Raw genomic sequence first — 21,482 nt, forward strand, 5'->3', positions numbered from 1 at the left:
TGGGGCACTATTGTCATCTGTCTTGATGCACGGGAGTAAGTGATATGTCGAAAGAATCATTGGTGCTGGCTTTTCCGCCGGCGGCGCCGGAAGAAAGCCTGGCCTATCTGGCGGCTAAACTGAGCCGCTATGCGGATGCCTGGGATGTGGCGGAAGATCTGCGCAATGGCGTGGACGGGATGGTGGTGATCGACACCCGCGCGCAGGCGCTGTACGCCGCCGGGCATATCCCCGGTGCGCTCAGTTTGCCGCATCGCCTGATGGATGAAGCCGGCACGGCGCAGCTGGATCGCCGGAAAGTGTATGTGACCTACTGCGACGGCATTGGCTGCAACGGATCCACCAAAGGTGCTTACAAGCTGGCGAAACTGGGATTCAGGGTGAAGGAGCTGATCGGCGGGCTGGACTTCTGGCTGCGTGATGGCCATCCATTGGCCATCGGAGAACAGCCGGGATCGCTGCGCGATCGGGCGGCTGCTGAGGACTGCGGCTGCGCCTGAGGCGTTAAAACACCAGCGCCAGCACGACCGCCAACGCCAACAGCAGCAGGATCAGCGCCACGGCCGGCTTGCTCAGCGCTTTTTGCAGCGGCAGAGGCAAGGCGGCGATCAGCGGGTTGAGCAGCGGCTGCGGTTCGACAGGGTGGCTGGCGATCGGCTGCGCCGTGCCGGCTTTATCCAGACGGCGGGCAAACAGCTGATGAATGGCGTCGCTCATTTGCGGATGCGTCAGCGGCGCATTGGCGCCGCAGTTGAAGCGCGCCTGGCAATAGTCGTTCATCTGCTGCAGTTCTCGCTCGTCCGCCGGCTGCTTGAGTGCCGCCAACAGGTTGTTCAGCGTCGGCGCGTTCTGCGGGCTGAGCGCCACCTTCACCTGTAAAAACTGGTTCAGCAGCTGGAAGTGGCGCGCCGGCAGCGGATCGTTGGTTTTCACGCCCGCCAGATCGAACAGCGTTTGCCAGATTTTAGCCGGCGCTTCGCCGGTGGCGGCGCTGAGTTTGGTGATCTGCTGCTGCAGGCTTTGATGCTCTGCGGGCAGCAGCGGGCGATCGCTGGTGGCGGTTTGCTGCGGCTGGGGAATGGTCAGGCCGCCGGTTTGCAACAGATTAAGTACCTGTTGCAATTGCGGTGGGCTCAGTTGGCTCAACACCGTATGGCCGAACTGCTGGCGAATAAAGTCGCTGACCGCCTGGCGGTTATTGCCCTGCGGCAGCAATTCGGCCAGCTGTTGCAGCAGTTGGCGCCCGGCATGGTTTTGCTGCGCCTGCGTCAGGCGCGTTTGCAGCAGCTGTTCCGCCGGTTGAAAATGGCGCGCCAGCAGTTCGCCGCCTTTGTCGGCGCCGAGATCGTGACGCAGAGACGCCCAGATCTCCGCCGATTTGACCGGGCTGAGCGTCATGATTTTCACGATCAGTTTTTCCAGCGTCGTGCGCTGCGCCGGAGAGAGGGGTTGATCGTCAGTGGCCGCCGTTTTGCCCGGGGAGGGGGGGCGTTCGCCGGCGATTGGGGTGCCCGGCCCACTCAAAGGTTGCATATCACCAGTCCTTCGCTGTGTATCCCCGCAGAATGCCTGGAGGAGAGAATCGTCATCGTACCCGGCGAAAAGCGCAGGCTTACCCACTATGATACCTGTAAATCGCCGCCATCAATACCGCCGCTCAGACATTTCTTTACCGACAAAACGTTGCTAATCGCGTCTGCGCCGCTAAGATAACCCCAGATCTGAACATGAGGATGGCATGGTTAAACGGCAGCGGATTGCAAAATGGTTTTTATGCCTGGCTTGCCTGGTGGTGCTGACGTGCATGACCCAGCGCATGGCGGGCCTGCATGCGCTGCAGCAAACGCTGGGGATCCCGGCCGCCACCGCCGTTCAATCCGGCGATGAGGCCGCCGAAGCGCAGCCGACGCCCTGTGAGCTGAGTGCCAAGTCATTGCTGGCCGCGCCGCCGGTGATGTTCGAAACCGTGCTGTTCGGGCTGGGTCTGCTGCTGGCGCTGTTGGCGCCGACCATCGCCGCGCGTCTGCGCATTCCTCCTCCTCGCGCCATTTCTCCGCCCACCCTCAGGGTGCACCTTCGATTATGCGTCTTCCGTGAATGAGTTAATCGCCCGTTTTTCGTGGTGAATTAATCATTTATGGAGAATTAACATGTTGAAAATCATCAGGCTGGCCTGCGCTTGCCTGTTTATGCTGTGGCTGCCTGCCTTGCAGGCGGCGGACAGCGGCTGGCTGCAAAATCCGGCCAACGATCATGCCAAGGTGCGGCTGCGCGCCGACACGTCACAGCCGGGTGAGACCCGCCTGCTGCTGTCGGTCGAGCTGCAAAAAGGCTGGAAAACCTATTGGCGCTCTCCGGGCGAAGGCGGCATCGCGCCGGCTATCGTCTGGCAAGGCAACCCACCGCCGGCGACCTGGCACTGGCCGACGCCGCAGCGTTTCGAGGTGGCCGGCATTTCCACCCAGGGCTATCACGATCGGGTCACGTTGCCGATCGTGATGTCAGGCCAGGTATCCGGCCCGCTGGCGGGTACGCTGACGCTGTCCACCTGCAGCAACGTCTGCATTCTGACCGACTACCCGTTCAGTCTGGATCTGGCGACGCCTCACGATCCGCAGTTTAATCACGATTTCGCGCAGGCGATGGGGCAGGTGCCGATCACCGCCGGGTTGGCGGATAACGTCAAGGCCGGGTATCGCAGCGGCGAGCTGCAGATTGCCGCCGAACGCGCCGCCGGCTGGCAACAGCCTGCGCTGTTCTTCGATACGCTGGCGGATGCCGATCTCGGCAAGCCGCAGGTTGAAACCGACGGCGCTCGGTTGCTGGCGCGAGTGCCGGTCAGCGATGGCTGGGGCGATGCGGCGCCGGACCTGCGCGGCAAAACGCTGACGCTGGTGATCGACGACGGCGGCATGGCGCAGCAGATTACGTTGCCGATTGGCGATGCGTTGGCCGCGCCCGCCGGTGCGGCGTTCCCGTTGTGGCAGGCGGTATTGATGGCGCTGGCGGGCGGGTTAATCCTCAACCTGATGCCGTGCGTGCTGCCGGTGCTGGGCATCAAGCTCGGTTCGATCCTGCAGGTGGAGCGGCGCGATCGGCGCAGCGTTCGTCTGCAGTTCCTGGCGTCGTCGCTGGGCATCGTCGCCTCGTTTATGGCGCTGGCCCTGCTGATGACGCTGCTGCGGCTCGGCAACCACGCGCTCGGCTGGGGCATTCAGTTCCAGAATCCGTGGTTTATCGGCTTTATGGTGCTGGTGACGCTGCTGTTCAGCGCCAACCTGTTCGGCCTGTTCCATTTGCGTCTCTCGTCCGATCTGAATACCTCGCTGGCGACCCATAACGGGCGCGGTCTGAGCGGCCATTTCTGGCAGGGCGCGTTCGCCACGCTGCTGGCGACGCCGTGCTCGGCGCCGTTTCTCGGCACGGCGGTGGCCTTCGCGCTGGCGGCGTCGCTGCCGGTGCTGTGGGGCATGTTCATCGCGCTCGGCATCGGCATGAGCCTGCCGTGGCTGCTGATCGCCGCCTGGCCGTCGCTGGCGCTGCGTTTGCCGCGCCCCGGCCGTTGGATGAATACCGTCAAGCTGGCGATGGGGCTGCTGATGCTGGCGTCGTCGCTGTGGCTGCTGAGCCTGCTGAGCAACCATATCGGCGTGCAGGCCACGCTGTGGCTGGGGGCGTTGGCGCTGCTGGCGTTGCTGCTGGCGGTGTGGCGCCAACAGGGGGCACGCTTGGCGGCCAAGCTGGCGGCGGGCACTGTGGTGCTGGCGGGTGTGGTCCTGCTGGCCGGATCGCTGAGCGCCGGCCTGTGGCGCCAACCGTTGCAGGATCGGGTGCAGTGGCAACCGCTGAGCGAGCAAGCGATCGCCGAGGCGCTGGCGCAGCATAAGCGGGTGTTCGTCGACGTGACAGCCGACTGGTGCGTGACCTGTAAAGCCAACAAGTTCAATGTGCTGCTGCGTGATGACGTACAGCGCGCGCTGAGCGCCGACGATGTGGTCGCGCTGCGCGGCGACTGGAGCCGTCCATCGGCCGACATCGGCGCCTTCCTGCAAAAGCGCGGCAGCGTCGCCGTGCCTTTTAACCAAGTCTATGGCCCCGGCAGCCCGGACGGCGAGGTGTTATCCCCGCTGTTGACCCGTGACGCCGTGCTGCAAACGCTTTCCCATGCCAAAGGAACCGAACAATGAAAAAACTACTGATTTTACTGATGATCATCGTCGCCCCAGCGTGGGCCGCCGAACCTTTCACCCCGGCGCAAGAGGCGCGTATCAAAGAGATGATCCGTGAAACGCTGGTGTCCAACCCGGACATTCTGGCGCAGGCGGTGGACGCCTGGCAGCAGCAAACCGCCGGCGAGCAAATCAGCCAGGCTATCAAGCAGAACGCCAAAACGCTGTACCAGGATCCGGCCAGCCCGCGCCTGGGCGCCGCCAACGCCAAACTGACGCTGGTGACCTTTACCGACTATAACTGCCCGTACTGCAAGCGTTTTGATCCGATGTTGGAGAAAATCGTCAAGCAATATCCGGACGTGGCGCTGGTGGTGAAGCTGCTGCCGTTCAAGGGCGAAAGCTCGGTCAGTTCGGCGCGCGTGGCGCTCACCACCTGGCAACAGCACCCGGATCAATTCTGGGCCCTGCACCAGCGGCTGATGGCGAAAAAGGGCTTCCACGACAATGCCAGCATCGCCGCCGCGCAAGAGAAAACCGGCGTCAAGGCGGTGGCGCCGAGCGAACAGAGCATGACCACGCTGCGCACCAATATGGCGTTGGCGGAGCAACTGGGCGTACAAGGGACGCCGGCGACGCTGATCGGCGATCGAATGCTGCCGGGGGCGGTGTCGTATGAAGAGCTGGAAGCGATGGTGAAACAGCAGTTGGCGAAGGCTAACAATGGCTAAGCTCAAGCGCTGGGGGCGCGAGTTGTTGTTGCTGGCGCTGATCGCATTGGCGGTGGTGACGGTGATGGATTGGCTGAACGCGCCGCAGGCGCCGCCGGCCTTCGATGCCCAGACGCTGACCTCGCTGGACGGCGAGCGCGTGTCGTTGGCGCAGCTCAGCCATGAGCGGCCGCTGCTGGTTTACTTTTGGGCCAGCTGGTGCGGCGTTTGCCGTTTCACCACGCCGGACGTCGCCCGCTTGCAGGCGGTGGGCGGCAACGTGCTGACCGTCGCGCTGCGATCGGGCGATGATGCCCAGGTGAAGCAGTGGCTGGCGCGTAAACGGCTGGCGCTGCCGGTGGTCAACGATCCGGCCGGCGCGCTGTCGGCGCAGTGGCGGATTGGCGTCACGCCGACCTTCGTGGTGATCTCGCAGGGCAAGGTGGTGCAAAGCACCACCGGCTGGACCAGCTACTGGGGGATGAAGCTGCGGCTGTGGTGGGCCGCCGTCTAACCGGTGCTTTTCTCCGCTATCACTTCCTCAATCGCCCGGCACAGCCGGGCGATACCTTCTTCAATCTGCGGCGGCGAGTTGGCGGCAAAATTCAGCCTCAGGCCGTGTGCGCCCAGCTGTTCCTGCGCATAGAAGCATTCGCCGCGCGCGAAGGTCACCCCGTGTCGCCAGGCCACCGGCATCAGCTCGGCGGTGGTCACCGCCTTCGGCAGCGTCAGCCAGATAAACAAGCCGCCTTGCGGCATTTCGAAACGGCACCCCGGCGGCAGCCGATGTTGCAACGCGTCGATCATCACTTCCAGATGCAGGCGGTAGACGCGTCCGGCGCGCCGCAGCTGCTTGTCGTAACGGCCGACGGTGACGAACGCGTCCAGCGCGCGCTGGATCAGGCTGGAGCTGGTGAAGCTGTCGACGTGTTTCAGCCTGGCGAAACGCTGATAGTGTTCGCTGTCCGCCACCAGATAGCCGATGCGCATGCTGGGCAGCAGCATTTTGGAGAAGGTGCTGACGTAGATCACCGCGCCCGGCTGCGCCAGCGCTCGCAGCGACGGCAGCTGTTTGCCCTGATAACGCAGATCGCCGACGAAGTCGTCCTCCAGGATCACCACGCCGGCCTGTTGGGCGATCGCCAGCAGGCGCCGCCGGCGGGCCTCGCTCAGGCAGCGGCCGGTCGGGTTGTGGAAATTGGGGATGGTGTAGATCAGTTTAGGGCGGTGGCGTTCCAGCAGCTCGGGCAGTCGATCGACCAGCATGCCGTGGCGATCGCCGGGCACGGAGACGATATTGATGCGGTGCTGGCGCAGCAGGCCCAGCGCTTCGGCGTAGGTCGGCTCTTCGACGATCACCGTATCACCCGGCGCCAGCAGGCTTTGCACCACCAGACTGATGGCATGCTGCGAACCGTTGGTGATCAGCACCTGTTCGGCCTGCGTGGGGATGCCCTGGGCGCTGAGAATGCGGCTCAGCGTATCGCGCAGCGGGTAGTAGCCGCAGTATTCGCCGTAACTGAAGGCTTCTTCCGCGTGGCGGCTGAGCACCGACAGCAGCACTTTGCGAAACGCCTCCAGAGGAAATATCTTGGGGCTGCCGACGCCGGCGGCAAAGTTGATCAGCCCCTCCGGCAGCGGGGCGTCGGCATAGCCGTCCAGCCGCGAGGTGAGGGTGGTGAAGCTCTCCAGCGGGAAAGGGGCGTTGCTGGTCGGCCGGGCCGGGCGCGTTTGCGCCTGCGGGTGCGCGACATAGGCGCCGCTGCCGCGCCGCTGGTGCAAAAAGCCCTTGGCCGCCAGTTCGGCATAGGCGTTATCCACCGTCAAACGGCTGACCGCCAATTCGGCCGCCAGCGTGCGTGTCGAGGGCAGCTTGTCGCCATCCACGAACACGCCGGTGAGGATGGCGCGCCGCAGCGCTTCTTCGATCTGCAAATACAGCGGAACGTCCTGCTCGCGATCTAACGGAATGTGCATGCGAAATTGGCCCGGTTAGGGAGATAGCTTTTTACTATACCCCATGTCAACAGGGCTTCAAGCGCAGAAAAGTGGCCTGCATGACAAGGCCGAAAAGTGGCTATAGTGGGAAAATATGGCCGCGTTACACTGTGCGCCTGAGCATTTATGTCGCCATTTTCCCGAGGATCTCATGTCATTACCGTCAGGCGTTTCCGCCCGGCCGGCGTTGCCCGGCGCGCGTCTCTTGCAGGGCAGCAGCCAGGGTTACGTCATCGCCATTATCAGCGCCATGCTGCTGGCCTTTACCGCCATCATCATCCGCGCGCTGACCGAGTACTATCAGCTGCCGACCTTCGTGCTGGCGTTCTGGCGCGCGGCGCTGGTGGCGCTGGTGCTGTTGCCGCTGCTGTTGCTGGTGAAACCGCAGTGGGCGCGTCTGCGCCGTGAGCAGGTGGTGTTCTACGCGCTTTACGGGCTGCTGCTGGCGCTGTTCAACAGCCTGTGGACGCTGTCGGTAGCGCTGAATGGCGCGTCGGTGGCGACCATACTGACCTACTGTTCGGTGGGCTTTACCGTGTTCCTCGGCTGGGTGATGTACAGCGAGCGCCTGACGCTGCGCCAACTGCTGGTGATCGCCATCAGCCTGGGCGGTTGCTTCCTGGTCAGCAACGGCGACAGCATGGGGAACAGCCACTTCGATCTGCTGGGGCTGCTGGTAGGGATGCTGTCGGGCATCGGCTATACCCTGTATACCCTCGGCGGGCGGGTGGCCAGCGAACGCGGCTATCCGGTGTGGAACACCATCCTGTACGTGTTCGGTTTTTCGGCGCTGTATCAGATGGCGTTCAACGCGGCGCTGACGGCGTTCCCGTTGGCGGCGTTCCACGGCATGGCCGGCGATTTGTGGTTCCTGTCGCACGGCGCACAGGGCATCCAGTGGAGCGGCTGGCTGTTGCTGCTGGCATTGGCCGCCGGGCCGACGCTGTTGGGCTTCGGGTTGTATAACATCAGCCTGAAAACGCTGCCGCTGGCGGTGGCCAACCTGATCCTGTCGCTGGAACTGGTGTTCACCGCGGTGATCGCCTATTTCCTGCTGGGGGAAAGCATGAATCAGCTGCAGCTGCTGGGCAGCGCGTTGGTGATGGGCGGGGTGCTGCTGTTGAAAAGCAAGACCGCCGAGGCGTGATCGGTTACCCTTGTGCCTCGCAAGGGAGGCACTAATGATGAATAACCCGAGATTGAAACGAGCGCTTATCGCTTGAATGGCCGTGTTGAGTGAACGACAACACGGCCACAGACATTCCGTTCCGTGGCTTTTATTCCGGTAACAAGAGAATACGCCATGTCCGAAAAACACTGGTCCCAAACCGAACTGCTGCATCAGACGGTGACCAACCCGAATATCATCGTCAAAGGCACCCACAGCTACTACAGCGACTGCTGGGATAACGGCTTCGAACGCTCGGTGGTGCGCTATCTGCACGGCGACGCGGTCAGCCGCCAATGGCAGCCGCTGGGCGAAATAGATCGCCTGCTGATCGGCGATTATGTGTGCATCGCGGCCGAAGCGGTGATCCTGATGGGCGGTAATCACACCCATCGCATCGACTGGCTGAGCCTGTATCCGTTTATGGCAACCATCAAGCAGGCATACCGTCCCAAAGGTGATACCCGGCTGGGTGACGGCTGCTGGATCGGCATGCGGGCGATGCTGATGCCGGGGATCTCGATAGGCGAGGGGGCGATCGTCGCCGCCGGTAGCGTGGTGGCCGGCGATGTTGCGCCTTATGCCATCGTCGGTGGTAACCCGGCGAGGTTTATCCGTTGGCGGTTCGCGCCGGAAGTCATAGCACGGTTGCTTGCCTTGCGCCTCTATGACTTGTCCGAGGTGGACTTTGCGGTGATTCAGCCGTTGCTTGCCGATAACGATATCGGGGCGCTGGAAAGGGGAATGGCGGCCTTGCGCCGTTAAACACTACGGGCGGGGGATCCCCGCCCGTTTCGCGTTATTCGGCCTTGGCCTCGGCCGTCGGTTGGCGGCGTTTGCGCATCAGGCGCAGCAGCGGCGGCAACGCCAGCACCGCGACCGCCAATACCAGCAGCGTTTGCGCGATGCTGCTGCTCCACAGAATGCCGAACTCGCCGTTGCTGATCGACAGCGCGCGGCGCAGGTTTTGTTCCAGCATCTCACCCAGCACAAAGCCCAGAATCAGCGGCGACATCGGGAAATGCATTTTGCGCAGGATGTAGCCGAACACCCCCAATCCGACCATCAGCAGCAGGTCGAAGGTGGTGCTGTGCACCGCATAAACCCCCACCGCCGAAACCGCGGCGATCGCCGGTACCAGGAACCACAACGGGATGGTCAGCATGCGGGTGAACAGGCCGACCAGCGGCAGGTTCATGATCAACAAAATGACGTTGGCGATCAGCAGCGCGGCGATCAGCCCCCAGACGATATCCGGCTGTTCGGTGAACATCGCCGGGCCGGGGGTGATGTTGTACAGCGTCAACGCGCCCATCATCACCGCCGTGGTGCCGGAGCCCGGCACCCCCAGCGTCAGCATCGGAATGAACGAACCGCAGGCCGAGGCGTTGTTGGCCGCTTCCGGCGCCGCGACGCCGCGGATATCGCCTTTACCGAAGGTGTCGCTGTTGCCGCTGATTTTCTTCTCGGTCATGTAGGTCAGCGCGCTGGCAATGGTGGCGCCGGCGCCCGGCAGAATGCCGACGAAGAAACCGATCACCGACGAACGCAGGGTAGGGCCTGCGCACTGCGCCGCCTCTTTGCGGTTGAACAGCAGCCGGCCGGTTTTACGCACCAGCTTCTGGCCGGCGCTGGTGCTCTCCAGCATCAACAGGATTTCGCTGACCGAGAACAGGCCGATCACTACCACGATGAACTGCACGCCGTCGGAGAGGTGCACGCTGTCGAAGGTAAAGCGGTAAACGCCGGTGTTGGCGTCGACGCCCACCGTTGCCAGCCCCAGGCCGATCAGCGCCGCCAGCAGCGATTTCAGTGGGTTCTGGCTCATCATGCTGCCGAGGCAGGCGATGGCGAACACCATCAGGGCGAAATACTCCGCCGGGCCAAAGGCCAGCGACCAGCGGGCCAGCAGCGGCGCGAACAGAATGATGCCGCCGATGGCGATCATCGAGCCGACGAACGAGCTGACCGCCGAGATGGACAGCGCCACGCCGGCGCGCCCCTGCTGCGCCATTGGGTAGCCGTCCAGCGCGGTCATGATCGCCGCCGCGTCGCCCGGCACGTTGAGCAGAATCGACGAGATGCGCCCGCCGTATTCGCAGCCGATATACACCGTCGCCAGCAGGATCAGCGCCGATTCGGCCGGCAGTTTGAGGGCGAACGCCAGCGGCAGCAGGATCGCCACGCCGTTGATCGGCCCCAGCCCCGGCAACAGGCCGACGATGGTGCCGACGAAGCAGCCGATCAGGGCGATAATCAGGTTCTGCGGCACCAGCGCCACTTCAAACCCTTGGGTCAAATACATCCAGGTATCCATCATCGCTCCCGTTAGCTCAGCCAGGCGCCGAGCGGCAGTGTGACATCGAGAAGTTGGTCAAAGGCGTAGTACAACGCTGCGCCCATGATGACGCCGGAGATGGCCGCCGCCGGCAGGCTGGCCTGAAACAACAGGCCGATGCTGAACGTCAGCAGCGCGGTCGCCAGCGGGAAGCCGAGCCATTCAAAGCCCCAGGCATACAGCACCAGGGTGATCACCAGCACCAGCAGCCGCTGCAACACCTTGCTGTGCGGCCACTCCACCGCCTGCGGGTGGCGCAGCAACAGCAGGGCTGCGCACAGCGCCATCAGGCTGAGGATCGCCAGCGGGAACGGGCGCGGCCCCAGCGGTTCATAGCTGTATTCGCTCTGGATGCCCCAGCCGATGAACAGCCCGCCGATACACAGCAGCAGCCAAAAACCGGCAAAAATACGATCGCTCATGGTTTTCCCCTGCGGTTATTTGGCCAGGCCGAACACTTTCGCCTGCTCACGGTATTGGGCAACCTGGTTCTTCACGTAGGCGTCCAGCTCTTTGCCGGTCAGGTTGAATTCGAACAGGCCGCGCAGATCGCGCTGCTGCTTGAATTCGTCGGTCGCCATCATTTTCTGGAAGGTGTCGATCCACCACTGATACTCTTCATCGCTGACTTTCGGCCCGACGTAGAAGCCGCGAATGATCGGCCACACCAGGCTGTATCCCTGCTCTTTGGCGGTGGGAATATCGGCCAGCTGGCCCGGCAGACGTTGCTCGGCATACACCGCCAGCACGCGGATCTTGTCGCCCTGCAGGTAAGGCACCATCTCGCTCAGGTCACCGGAAACCGCCTGAATATGGTTGCCCAGCAGCGCGGTGACCGGCTCGCCGCCGCCTTCGAACGCCACGTAGCGCATCTTGCGCGGATCCACGCCGACTTCGCGCGCCAGCAGCGCGGTTTTCATCCAGTCCTGGCTGCCGATGGAGGCGCCGGCGCCGAACACCACGCTGTTGGGATCTTTTTGGAAAGCGTCCATCAGGTCTTTCAGGGTTTTGTAAGGCGAGTCGGCACGCACTGCGATCATGCCGTAGTCGGTGCCGACCGCCGCCAGCCATCTCACGTCGTCCACGTTGTAGCGGCCGAACTTGCCCTGGGCCAGATTGAGCAGCGAGCCGCCGGAGAAGGCCACCACGGTGCCGAACTCCGCCGGGCGTTGTGCGACGATGGCGTTGTAGGCCACCGCGCCGACGCCGCCGGGCATATAGGTGACGCGCATCGGTTTATCGATGGCCTTGGTATCCTGCAGCGACACCTGAATCAGTTTGCAGGTCAGATCGAAGCCGCCGCCGGGTTTGGCCGGCGCAATGCATTCGGTGCGTTTGGGCGCCTCTGCGGCGAAGGACTGAGAGGCCGCCAGCAACAGGGCGGCGGCGGTAAAGGTTCGGGTCATTATTTTTTTCATTGTGACTTGCCCTCGGTATTGTTCTGGTTGTGAAATCCCGCCGGGTGCGGTTGCAGGATTGTTAAAACAACAACCTTTCATTTACCTTTCAGTGGCCGGAAAAGTTTCCAGTCTGTGATTAGGGTCTCTTGTCGCCAGCGAATGGCGGGTGCGCTACCATAGAAACGAGGGCAAGAACAGGGCGCTAAACCGGCCAAAATCCTGCGTAATATCAGGTTTGTCGTTCTGCTTTTGCGATAAAATCATGATCAGTGAAATGAATAGAGACGCAGTAATATGTTTTCGTTAGGGAAATTGTTTGGTGGCAGGGACAGCGCCAAAGTATGCGCAATTAAACGGTTGCCTGAGGTCTACGCCGAGATGGCGGGAGAAAGCGGGCAGTGTCGTTTGAAGCGCCTGCGCCCCGAGGTTGGCGTGTTTGAGCTGCATTTCGTCAACGCCGACGGTGAAAAGTATGCCTGTCAGATGACCGCCTGCGTGACCGGCATCGATCTGGTGTTTGCCGCCAACAACCGCTCCGTGCTGGTTTCTTCGCCGTTTACCGCCGACAAGCTGCGCCCGGTGCTGGACATTGCCGTTGCCGATAGCCCCATTCCGCTGATCTGACGCCGCCCTGCGATCGCGCTCCATACGCATAATTGTGTGCCAGCTCCCAAAACTGGCGGCGCGGCGCTCTTTTATCCCCTTATTTTCCATGCCATCCTTTGTTATCAGCCTGTTAACGGATGCCGTGTCGGCGCCAGGTTGTTCAGGTAAATCAATGGAATGGGAACATGCGACTGTTATTGGTTGAAGATCACCCCGAGCTGTCTCACTGGTTGCAAAAGGCGCTGACCGGCGCCGGGTTTGCCGTCGACGTCGCCCCGGACGGCGTGGCGGCCGATCATCTGTTGCTCAACGAGCGTTATGCGCTGGCGGTGTTGGATGTGGCGTTGCCGCGTTTGAACGGCCTGGATTTGCTGGCGCGCCTGCGCAAGCGCGGGCAGGATCTGCCGGTGCTGTTGCTGACGGCGCGCACCGACGTGGCCGATCGGGTAAGGGGCCTGAATCTGGGGGCAGACGATTACCTCACCAAGCCGTTCGAATTGGACGAGCTGGAGGCGCGTATTCGGGCGCTGCTGCGCCGCAGCGTCGGCGCCCCACAGCCGGCGTTGCAGTACGGCGCGTTGACCTACCATGACGAAGGCTATTTTCTGCTGGAGAGCAAGCCGCTGGCGCTGACGCCGCGCGAACTGGCGGTGTTGACCGCGCTGATGCATCGGCGCGGCCGCCCGGTGGCCAAACAACAGCTGTTCGAGCAGGTGTTTACGCTGTCCGACGAGGCCAATCCGGAGAGCATCGAGCTTTACGTACACCGCCTGCGGAAAAAGCTGCAGGGCAGCGACGTGGCGATCGTCACGCTGCGCGGTCTGGGCTACAGTCTGGAGCTGTGCAATGCGGTGGTTTAACGCCCCGCGTTCGCTGTTCTATCAACTGCTGCTGTTTTTTGGCCTGCCGCTGCTGGCGTTGGGCGGTATCTCCATCTACACCCACTATTTCAGCGCCATGAGCGCCGCCACTCTGGCTTACGATCGCACGCTGCTGGCGTCGGCGCGCACCGTGGCGGAGCGACTGGTGGTGCGCGAAGGCAAGCTGGCGGTCGATGTGCCCTATGTGGTGCTCGACAGCTTCGAGCGCAACATGAACGATCAGCTGTATTACGAGGTGATTTCGCCGCAGGGAAAAAGCATCTCGGGTTATGACGATTTGCCGTCGCTGCCGCCCCATATCCCGCGCTCCACGCTCTACCCGGCGCTGGTGCATTTTTACGATGCGGAATATCTCGGCCGGCCGATCCGCGTGGCGGCGCTGTTTCAGCCGGTCAACGAGTCGGGGGTGAGCGGCATGGCGACCATTTTGGTGGCGGAAACCCTGGAGTCGCGCCGTTACCTGGCGCGGCAGATGATGATCGCGGCGCTGCTGAGCCAGGGCACGGTGGTGGTGTTGACCCTGATCCTGGCGTTCGCGCTGCTCAAGCGGGTGTTGAAGCCGATGCGTAAACTCTCCGGCATCATGCTGCGGCGCGATCCGGGCGAGCTGACGCCCTTGCCGCGGGTATTGCCGTGGTCGGAGATGCAGCCGCTGCTGGTGGCGTTCAATCGCTATATCGAACGGCTGCGGCTGATGGTGGCGCGTCAGGAACGTTTCAGCGCCGACGCTTCCCACCAGCTGCGCACGCCGCTGGCGGTGTTGAAGACTCAGGTCGGGGTGGCGCTGGCCAGCGATCGGCCGCAGCAGTGGCGCGAAAGCCTGCAGGCGATGAGCGCGACGCTGGACAATACCGTGGCACTGACCGACCGCCTGCTGTATCTCTCACGCCTGAAGGCCAGCGAGCACCAGGCCGAGCGCAAGCTGCAGCCGGTCAACCTGGCGCAGGTGCTGCGCGACGCCTGTTTTTCCCGCTTGCCACAGGCGCGCAGCAAACAGATCGATCTCGGCTTCGAAGGTGAAGCGGCGTGTCAGGTGGCGGGGGAACCGCTGCTGTTGGCCGAGCTGTGCGCCAACCTGTTGGACAACGCGTTGAAATACACACCGCGTCAGGGCGTGGTCACCGCTCGCCTCACGCAGGAGAAGGCGACGGGGGAAGGCGTGCTGGAGATTGAAGACAGCGGCCCCGGCATCGCCTTGCAGGACAAGGCGCTGGCGCTGCAGCCATTTCACCGGCTGGACAACGTGGGCGATCAGCCGGGCGCCGGCCTGGGGCTGGCGCTGGTGAAGGACATCACCGCCTATCACGGCACCCGCCCGGAGCTGTTGAGCTCCGCCGCGCTGGGCGGTCTGTTGGTGCGGGTGCGTTTCAGGCTGTTGCCTTAAGCCTGTTCTTTGCAGGACTCGACGTCGGCCGCCGGGGCTTTGGCTTTACGCGTCAGCGGCGTGCGCAGCCGCTGCGACAGGATAACGCCCAGCAGGGTAATGCCGCCGCCGATCAGGTGATAACCGTGCAACTGCTCATGCAGGAACAGCACGGCGATAGCGGCGGTAAACACCGGCGCCAGGTTCATGAAGATCGAGGCGGTGTTGGCGCCCAGGCGCATCACGCCCTGGATCCACAGGAACGGGGCGATGATCGAAGCCGGAATGCCGGCGAACAGCACCAGCGGCAGGTTATGGCCGTTCAAGCCGACATCCTGCGCCATCAGGAAATTAGGCAGCAGCAGCAGCACGCCGAACAGGATCTGCACGTACAGCGATTGCCAGTTCGGCAGCGCGATGGCCCAGCGTTTGGTCAACACGCCATACAGCGCGTAAGAGGCGGTGGCGAGCAGCATCATCAATTCCCCCTTGCCGATACCGTGCTGCAGCAGCACGCCGGGCTGGCCGCCGCTGACCAGCCAGATCAAACCGCCGAAGGAGAGAATACTGCCGAGCAGCACGCCGACGGTCGGCGCAATGCGCAGCAGGACGATGCTGATCAGGATGGTCAGCAGCGGGATCAGCGACACGATGATGCCCATAAACAGCGCGCTGACGCTGTGCGCCGCGTAATAGGCCAGGCTTTGATACAGCACCATGCCCAGCAAGCCGAGGATCATTAGTTTCCACCAGTTGGCGCGCACCTGCGCCCAATTGCGCAGCACGCCCGGCAGCACGAACGGCGTCAGGGCGATCAGCGCCAGCAGCCAGCGGTAAAGTGAAATGGCCGCCGGATCGATGGCGGTGGCGGAGAGTTTGCTGACAACGGCGTTAATCGACCATATCAGCACGGCCAACAGTGGGAAGAGCATATTCATGATAATTATTCTCAATAACGTCCAACATGCTGGCTAGTCTACGCGTGTCCGGTTTATCATATATAGCGATATCCAGACAAAAATCGGCGTAAACAAGACAAATCACGGGACGAAACCATGCCAGAAATCCGCCATTTCCCTGAGTCGCTGATCCCGGCGCCCAACCCGGTGCAGTTCCGCTGTGAAGAGTTTAACGCGCGCACCGAATTCCAGCCGCACAGCCACACCTGGGGCCAGTTGATGTGGGTCAAAGCCGGGGTGATGGTGCTGCGCATCGGCGGGCAGCGCTTTCTGGCGCCGCCGGAGTTCGTGTTGTGGGCGCCGGCGGGCATCGAACACTCCTGCTACAACCAGCGACTGGCGCAGTGCCGCATGGTGGACATTACGCCGGCGCTGTGCGCCGGCATGCCGGCCGACCCCTGTCTGGTGAGCGTAACGCCCATCTTCCGTGCCATCGCCGAGGATTTCTATGCGCGCAAGCAGTACATTCCGCAGGCGGAGGAGGATTTGCGCCTCTGTCAGGTGCTGATCGACCAGCTGCGCCTGTCGCCGCGTCAGCAAACCTATCTGCCGTCGTCGGACGACAAATTTTTGGCGCCGGTGCTGGAAGCGCTGGAGCATTGCCCGGCGGACAACACCTCGCTGGCAACGTGGGCGGCGCGGGTCTACACCACCGAGCGCACGCTGTCGCGCCGCTGCCAGCAGGATCTGGGCATGTCGTTCAGCGAGTGGCGCCAGCGCCTGCGTTTTCTGCATGCCGTGTCGTTGCTCGAGCAGGGCAAAACCGTGCAGGACGTGGCGTTGGACGTCGGCTACAGCTCCGCGTCGGCCTTTATCGTCATGTTCCAGCAGATCGCCGGCACCACCCCTGAGCGCTTTCGCCGTGCCTGATTCAGTGGCACACTATTTCGCAGACCAATAGCCGTAAACCGTCGGAGAACGCAGTGAAAATTCTGGTTGATGAAAATATGCCGTACGCGGCCGAGCTGTTCAGCCGCCTGGGCGACGTGCAGGCGGTGCCGGGGCGTCCGATCCCGCTTGAGGCGCTGGCGGATGCCGACGCGCTGATGGTGCGTTCGGTCACCAAGGTCAATGAAGCCCTGTTGGCCGGCAGCCGCATCGGCTTTGTCGGCACCGCCACCGCCGGCACCGATCACGTCGATGACGCCTGGCTGCAACGGCAGGGCATCGGGTTTTCCGCCGCGCCGGGCTGCAACGCCATCGCGGTGGTCGAGTATGTGTTCTCCGCCTTGATGCTGCTGGCCGAACGCGACGGCTTCCACCTGCGGGATAAAACCGTCGGCATCGTCGGCGTGGGCAACGTCGGTTCCCGCCTGGACGCGCGCCTCAAAGCGTTGGGCGTGCGCACGCTGCTGTGCGATCCGCCGCGCGCCGATCGCGGCGACGCCGGGGAGTTCTGGCCGTTGGAGAAGCTGGTGGCCGAGGCCGATGTGCTGACCTTCCATACGCCGCTGAATAAATCCGGCCCTTACCATTCGCTGCATCTGGCGGATGCCGACCTGCTGGCGGCGCTGCCGGACAACCGCATTCTGATCAACGCCTGCCGCGGGCCGGTGGTGGATAACGCCGCGCTACTGCAGGCGCTGGAAAAGGGCAAAAAGCTGAGCACGGTGCTGGACGTGTGGGAACCGGAGCCGGACCTCGCCTTGCCGCTGCTGGCGCGGGTGGATATCGGCACCGCGCATATCGCCGGGTATACGCTGGAAGGCAAGGCGCGCGGCACCACCCAGGTGTTCGAAGCGTTCAGCCGCCATCTGGGGCAGCCGCAGCAGGTGGCGCTGGCCTCGCTACTGCCGGTGCCGGAGTTCAGCCAGATCCGCCTCAACGGGCCGCTGGATGAAGCGCGGTTAAAACGATTGATGCACTTGGTGTATGATGTGCGCCGCGATGATGCGCCATTGCGCAAAGTCGCCGGGCAACCGGGCGAATTCGATCGCCTGCGCAAGCACTACCAGGAGCGCCGCGAGTGGTCTTCGCTGGCCGTGCAATGCGATGACAGCGCCAGCGCCGAGCTGCTCGGCAAGCTGGGCTTCAGCGTGGCGTAGGGCGTAAGGTTGTCTTAAGCCAACGCCGCTACAGTGAGCGGTAAAGATTATCGGGCGGTGATTGCACTGCCCGTGTGCTTTTATGAATGAAATACTCTGGAGAAAACCCGATGTCTGACGGCTGGAATATCGCGCTGCTCGGCGCCACTGGCGCGGTAGGTGAAGCGTTGCTGGAATTGTTGCAGGAACGCCAGTTCCCGGTGGGTGAGCTCTATCCTCTGGCAAGCGAACGCAGCGCGGGCGCCAATGTGCGCTTCAACGGCAAGTCTCTTCTGGTGCAAAATGCCGAAGAGTTCGACTGGTCGCAGGCGCAGCTGGCCTTCTTCGTCGCCGGCAGCGACGCTTCCGCGCGCTATGCCGAAGAAGCCGGCAACATGGGCTGCCTGGTGATCGACACCAGCGGCCTGTTCGCCATGGAGCCGGATGTGCCGCTGGTGGTGCCGGGCGTGAACCCGCAGGTGCTGGCGGATTACCGTAACCGCAATATCGTGGCGGTGGCCGACAGCATGGTCAGCCAACTGCTGACGGCGATCAAACCGCTGACCGAACAGGCGGGGCTGTCGCGTCTGCACGTCACCACGCTGATGTCGGTATCGTCGCGCGGCAAGGTGGCGGTGGACGATCTGGCCGGCCAGAGCGCGCGCCTGCTGAACGGCATTCCGGCCGAGGAAGGCGTTTTCGGTAAACAGCTGGCGTTCAACCTGCTGCCGCTTGTCGCCGACGAGCAGGGCAGCGTGCGCGAAGAGCGCCTGATCGTCGATCAGGTGCGCAAGGTGCTGCAGGATGAAGGGCTGCCGATTTCGGTGAGCTGCGTTCAGTCGCCGGTGTTTTATGGTCACGCGCAGGTGGTGCACCTGGAAGCGCTGCGCCCGCTGTCCGCCGAAGAGGCGCGCAGCGAGCTCGAAGAGGTCGAAGATATTCAGCTGAGCGAAGAGGACGATTACCCGACCCAGGTCACCGACGCTTCCGGCAGCGATGCGCTCAGCATCGGCTGCCTGCGTAACGATTACGGCATCCCCGAGCTGCTGCAGTTCTGGACGGTGGCGGACAACGTGCGCTTCGGCGGCGCGTTGATGGCTGTCGAAACCGCCGAGCGTCTGGTGCAGGAGCAGATGTACTGATGTCTGAGGTGGTCTCGCCCGCTCAGCCGACGCTGAAGGTAGCGCTGGGCATCGAATATGACGGCAGCCGTTATTACGGCTGGCAGCGGCAGCAAGAAGTGGCCAGCGTGCAGGAACGCCTGGAGCAGGCGTTGAGCAAGGTGGCGGATGCACCGATTACCGTGCTGTGCGCCGGGCGTACCGACGCCGGGGTGCACGCCACCGGGCAGGTGGTGCACTTCGAAACCACTGCGCGCCGCAAGGACGCCGCCTGGACGATGGGGGTGAATACCCATTTGCCGCCGGATATTGCGGTGCGTTGGGTGAGCCCCGTTGCCGACGATTTTCACGCGCGTTTCAGCGCCACCGCGCGCCGCTACCGCTATATCATTTTCAACCATCGCTACCGGCCGGCGGTGCTGCAGCAGGGGGTAACGCATTTTTATCACCCGCTGGACGCCGATCGCATGCATCGGGCGGCGCAGGCGCTGCTGGGCGAGAACGATTTCACGTCGTTCCGCGCGGTGCAATGCCAGTCGCGCACCCCGTGGCGCTGCGTAAAACACGTTAAGGTTACGCGCTACGGCGAATATATTGTGGTAGATATCAAGGCGAATGCCTTCGTGCATCACATGGTTCGCAACATCGTCGGCAGCCTGATGGAGATCGGCTGCGGCAATCAGGATGAGAACTGGATGGCCGAGTTGCTGGCGCTGAAGGATCGCAATCTGGCGGCGGCGACGGCGCGAGCCGAGGGGCTGTATCTGGTTGCCGTGGATTACCCTGACCACTTTGGTCTGCCGCGGCCGCCGATGGGGCCGCTGTTTTTGCCCGACGATTAAACGCCGGCACGCCTGAAAGCGTCGCTCCCTTGTGCTTCTGCCGGGTGATTGAAACGCCCGGCATCAATGAGAGAATTTATGGACATCATCAAGTTTATTATTGATTTCATTCTGCATATTGATGTGCACCTGGCCGAACTGGTCGCACAATACGGCATGTGGGTCTACGCTATTCTGTTCCTGATCCTGTTTTGTGAAACCGGTCTGGTGGTGACGCCGTTCCTGCCGGGGGATTCTTTGCTGTTCGTCGCCGGCGCGCTGGCGGCGTTGCCGACCAACGATCTGAACGTGCACACCATGGTGGCGTTGATGGCCGTGGCGGCGATCATCGGCGATGCGGTGAACTACACTATCGGGCGGTTGTTCGGCGAGAAGCTGTTCAGCAACCCGAATTCGAAAATCTTCCGCCGCAGCTACCTGGATAAAACGCATCAGTTTTATGAGAAGCACGGCGGGAAAACGATTATTCTGGCGCGATTCGTGCCGATCGTGCGTACTTTTGCGCCGTTCGTCGCCGGTATGGGGCATATGTCCTATCGCCACTTCGCCGCCTACAACGTGATTGGCGCACTGGTTTGGGTGCTGCTCTTCACTTATGCTGGCTACCTGTTCGGCGATCTGCCGGTGGTGCAGGAGAACCTGAAACTGTTGATCGTCGGGATCATCATCGTTTCGATTCTGCCGGGGGTGATTGAAATTTGGCGCCACAAGCGCGCGGCCGCCCGCCAGCAAAAACAGTAAAAACATCGCTTAACCTGTCGGTTCGACCAGTTTTTTGTCCACAGCGTCGGGCCGATATGGTTTAATGAGCGACATTATGGTCTGTTCCTGCGAACAACCCTGAAGCCGATGCCTCAGTCGCCGCGCTTGCCGCGCCGCGAACGGGCATTTTTTCATTGGGGTGTTTTCGGGGGGATTGTTAAAGCATGAACAGCGGACTGGCGTGTGCCAGGTTCAAACAGAAAGGTCATCGATGAGCTGGATTGAACGAATTCTTAACAAGAGCAATATCACACAAACCCGTAAGGCGAGCATTCCTGAAGGGGTCTGGACTAAATGCGACAGCTGCGGCCAGGTTCTCTACCGCGCCGAGCTGGAGCGTAATCTGGAAGTGTGTCCGAAGTGCGACCACCACATGCGTATGGGTGCGCGCGCGCGTCTGCATACCCTGCTGGACGAAGGCAGCGAAGTGGAGCTGGGCAGCGATCTGGAGCCGAAGGACGTTCTGAAATTCAAGGATTCCAAGCGCTATAAAGATCGTCTGGTCGCCGCACAGAAAGCGACCGGCGAGAAAGACGCGCTGGTGGTGATGAAGGGCACGCTGTACGGTATGCCGATCGTCGCCGCGTCCTTCGAATTCGCCTTCATCGGCGGCTCGATGTCTTCCGTGGTCGGCGCGCGTTTCGTGCGTGCGGTTGAGCAGGCGCTGGAGGACAACTGTCCGTTGGTGTGCTTCTCCGCCAGCGGCGGCGCGCGTATGCAGGAAGCGCTGATGTCGCTGATGCAGATGGCGAAAACCAGCGCGGCGTTGGCCAAAATGCAGGAGCGCGGCTTGCCGTATATCTCCGTGCTGACCGACCCGACCATGGGCGGTGTCTCCGCCAGCCTGGCGATGCTGGGCGATATCAACATCGCCGAGCCGAAAGCGCTGATCGGTTTTGCCGGCCCGCGCGTTATCGAGCAAACCGTGCGCGAGAAACTGCCACCAGGCTTCCAGCGCAGCGAGTTCCTGATCGAAAAAGGCGCGATCGACATGATCGTTCGCCGTCCGGAAATGCGCCAAACGTTGGCGAGCATTCTGTCCAAGCTGACCAACCAGCCGCAGCCGCATTTCGATGAGGCCGCGCCGGTCATTGAGCCGGAGCAGCAGGCCGACGCCTGAGGCAAAGACAGATCCCGCCCG

22 protein-coding genes are annotated in these 21,482 nt (G+C 62.6%); 16 read left to right on the top strand and 6 right to left on the bottom strand.

The window, feature by feature from the left end:
• The first annotated feature begins 44 nt into the window (after positions 1-44).
• Entirely contained in the window at positions 45-500 is a 456-nt protein-coding gene (locus tag ACMGF9_RS06565) for a rhodanese-like domain-containing protein (protein WP_021505580.1), read from the top strand.
• A gap of 4 nt (positions 501-504) precedes the next feature.
• On the opposite strand, the gene flk is transcribed toward ACMGF9_RS06565, so the two are convergent.
• Positions 505-1,533, bottom strand: a complete 1,029-nt coding sequence (gene flk, locus ACMGF9_RS06570; RefSeq protein WP_021505579.1) for a flagella biosynthesis regulator Flk — start codon at positions 1,531-1,533, stop codon at positions 505-507.
• Positions 1,534-1,738: 205 nt separating this feature from the next.
• Between flk and ACMGF9_RS06575 the strand changes: the two genes are divergently transcribed.
• Genes ACMGF9_RS06575 through ACMGF9_RS06590 form a run of 4 tightly spaced genes read left to right on the top strand, consistent with a single transcriptional unit; the run spans position 1,739 to position 5,393 of the window.
• Positions 1,739-2,101: a hypothetical protein gene (locus ACMGF9_RS06575; RefSeq protein ID WP_015378607.1), complete on the top strand. Its 363-nt coding sequence runs from the start codon at positions 1,739-1,741 to the stop codon at positions 2,099-2,101.
• Positions 2,102-2,150: 49 nt separating this feature from the next.
• Positions 2,151-4,187 carry a protein-disulfide reductase DsbD family protein gene (locus ACMGF9_RS06580; RefSeq protein ID WP_414160610.1) on the top strand — a complete coding sequence of 679 codons (2,037 nt, stop codon included), beginning with the start codon at positions 2,151-2,153 and terminating at the stop codon, positions 4,185-4,187.
• The gene (locus ACMGF9_RS06585; RefSeq protein ID WP_312425077.1) at positions 4,184-4,900 is read left to right on the top strand and encodes a DsbA family protein; all 717 of its coding nucleotides are present in this window, start codon (positions 4,184-4,186) and stop codon (positions 4,898-4,900) included. The genes ACMGF9_RS06580 and ACMGF9_RS06585 overlap by 4 nt, the downstream gene beginning before the upstream one ends.
• Positions 4,893-5,393 (top strand): protein disulfide oxidoreductase, encoded by a 501-nt coding sequence (locus tag ACMGF9_RS06590; protein ID WP_414160611.1) that lies wholly within the window; start codon positions 4,893-4,895, stop codon positions 5,391-5,393. Before ACMGF9_RS06585 ends, ACMGF9_RS06590 begins: the two co-directional genes overlap by 8 nt.
• Here ACMGF9_RS06590 and ACMGF9_RS06595 read toward each other — a convergent pair.
• Positions 5,390-6,856 carry a PLP-dependent aminotransferase family protein gene (locus ACMGF9_RS06595; RefSeq protein ID WP_166730212.1) on the bottom strand — a complete coding sequence of 489 codons (1,467 nt, stop codon included), beginning with the start codon at positions 6,854-6,856 and terminating at the stop codon, positions 5,390-5,392. The genes ACMGF9_RS06590 and ACMGF9_RS06595 overlap by 4 nt on opposite strands.
• 172 nt (positions 6,857-7,028) lie before the next feature.
• Between ACMGF9_RS06595 and ACMGF9_RS06600 the strand changes: the two genes are divergently transcribed.
• Positions 7,029-8,024 carry a DMT family transporter gene (locus tag ACMGF9_RS06600; RefSeq protein WP_031300548.1) on the top strand — a complete coding sequence of 332 codons (996 nt, stop codon included), beginning with the start codon at positions 7,029-7,031 and terminating at the stop codon, positions 8,022-8,024.
• A gap of 156 nt (positions 8,025-8,180) precedes the next feature.
• The gene (locus ACMGF9_RS06605) at positions 8,181-8,810 is read left to right on the top strand and encodes a CatB-related O-acetyltransferase (RefSeq protein ID WP_015378601.1); all 630 of its coding nucleotides are present in this window, start codon (positions 8,181-8,183) and stop codon (positions 8,808-8,810) included.
• Between the two features lie 34 nt (positions 8,811-8,844).
• Here the strand turns inward: ACMGF9_RS06605 and ACMGF9_RS06610 are convergent, their stop codons facing one another.
• The 3 genes from ACMGF9_RS06610 to ACMGF9_RS06620 are packed head-to-tail and all read right to left on the bottom strand — an operon-like array spanning position 8,845 to position 11,801.
• Entirely contained in the window at positions 8,845-10,362 is a 1,518-nt protein-coding gene (locus ACMGF9_RS06610) for a tripartite tricarboxylate transporter permease (protein WP_015378600.1), read from the bottom strand.
• Between the two features lie 11 nt (positions 10,363-10,373).
• Positions 10,374-10,805 (bottom strand): tripartite tricarboxylate transporter TctB family protein, encoded by a 432-nt coding sequence (locus ACMGF9_RS06615; RefSeq protein ID WP_004936154.1) that lies wholly within the window; start codon positions 10,803-10,805, stop codon positions 10,374-10,376.
• 15 nt (positions 10,806-10,820) lie between these two features.
• Positions 10,821-11,801 (bottom strand): Bug family tripartite tricarboxylate transporter substrate binding protein, encoded by a 981-nt coding sequence (locus ACMGF9_RS06620; protein ID WP_015378599.1) that lies wholly within the window; start codon positions 11,799-11,801, stop codon positions 10,821-10,823.
• 360 nt (positions 11,802-12,161) lie between these two features.
• Here ACMGF9_RS06620 and ACMGF9_RS06625 point away from each other — a divergent pair, with 360 nt between their 5' ends.
• From ACMGF9_RS06625 to ACMGF9_RS06635, 3 genes are all read left to right on the top strand, one after another.
• Entirely contained in the window at positions 12,162-12,407 is a 246-nt protein-coding gene (locus tag ACMGF9_RS06625) for a hypothetical protein (protein ID WP_021505572.1), read from the top strand.
• A 167-nt stretch (positions 12,408-12,574) separates the two neighbouring features.
• On the top strand, positions 12,575-13,249 hold the full coding sequence (tctD, locus tag ACMGF9_RS06630; protein ID WP_004936146.1) for a transcriptional regulator TctD: 675 nt from the start codon (positions 12,575-12,577) through the stop codon (positions 13,247-13,249).
• Positions 13,236-14,654 carry a sensor histidine kinase gene (locus ACMGF9_RS06635; protein WP_004936144.1) on the top strand — a complete coding sequence of 473 codons (1,419 nt, stop codon included), beginning with the start codon at positions 13,236-13,238 and terminating at the stop codon, positions 14,652-14,654. Before tctD ends, ACMGF9_RS06635 begins: the two co-directional genes overlap by 14 nt.
• Here the strand turns inward: ACMGF9_RS06635 and ACMGF9_RS06640 are convergent.
• A complete protein-coding gene (locus ACMGF9_RS06640) occupies positions 14,651-15,571 on the bottom strand; it encodes a DMT family transporter (protein ID WP_004936141.1) in 921 nt (306 codons plus the stop codon). The genes ACMGF9_RS06635 and ACMGF9_RS06640 overlap by 4 nt on opposite strands.
• Before the next feature lie 117 nt (positions 15,572-15,688).
• Here ACMGF9_RS06640 and ACMGF9_RS06645 point away from each other — a divergent pair, with 117 nt between their 5' ends.
• The 6 genes from ACMGF9_RS06645 (at position 15,689) to accD (ending at position 21,461) form a co-directional block, all read left to right on the top strand.
• Positions 15,689-16,462: an AraC family transcriptional regulator gene (locus tag ACMGF9_RS06645; protein WP_015378596.1), complete on the top strand. Its 774-nt coding sequence runs from the start codon at positions 15,689-15,691 to the stop codon at positions 16,460-16,462.
• Positions 16,463-16,515: 53 nt separating this feature from the next.
• Positions 16,516-17,637, top strand: a complete 1,122-nt coding sequence (gene pdxB, locus ACMGF9_RS06650) for a 4-phosphoerythronate dehydrogenase PdxB (protein ID WP_021505571.1) — start codon at positions 16,516-16,518, stop codon at positions 17,635-17,637.
• 110 nt (positions 17,638-17,747) lie between these two features.
• Entirely contained in the window at positions 17,748-18,758 is a 1,011-nt protein-coding gene (locus tag ACMGF9_RS06655) for an aspartate-semialdehyde dehydrogenase (protein ID WP_015378594.1), read from the top strand.
• Positions 18,758-19,579 (top strand): tRNA pseudouridine(38-40) synthase TruA, encoded by an 822-nt coding sequence (truA, locus tag ACMGF9_RS06660; RefSeq protein WP_015378593.1) that lies wholly within the window; start codon positions 18,758-18,760, stop codon positions 19,577-19,579. The genes ACMGF9_RS06655 and truA overlap by 1 nt, the downstream gene beginning before the upstream one ends.
• A gap of 78 nt (positions 19,580-19,657) precedes the next feature.
• On the top strand, positions 19,658-20,320 hold the full coding sequence (locus tag ACMGF9_RS06665; protein ID WP_004936130.1) for a DedA family protein: 663 nt from the start codon (positions 19,658-19,660) through the stop codon (positions 20,318-20,320).
• A 232-nt stretch (positions 20,321-20,552) separates the two neighbouring features.
• On the top strand, positions 20,553-21,461 hold the full coding sequence (gene accD / locus ACMGF9_RS06670) for an acetyl-CoA carboxylase, carboxyltransferase subunit beta (RefSeq protein WP_004936126.1): 909 nt from the start codon (positions 20,553-20,555) through the stop codon (positions 21,459-21,461).
• The last annotated feature ends 21 nt before the right edge of the window (positions 21,462-21,482 follow it).

It is taken from the genome of Serratia sp. BNK-23, assembly GCF_047456145.1.
Taxonomy (GTDB): domain Bacteria; phylum Pseudomonadota; class Gammaproteobacteria; order Enterobacterales; family Enterobacteriaceae; genus Serratia; species Serratia nematodiphila.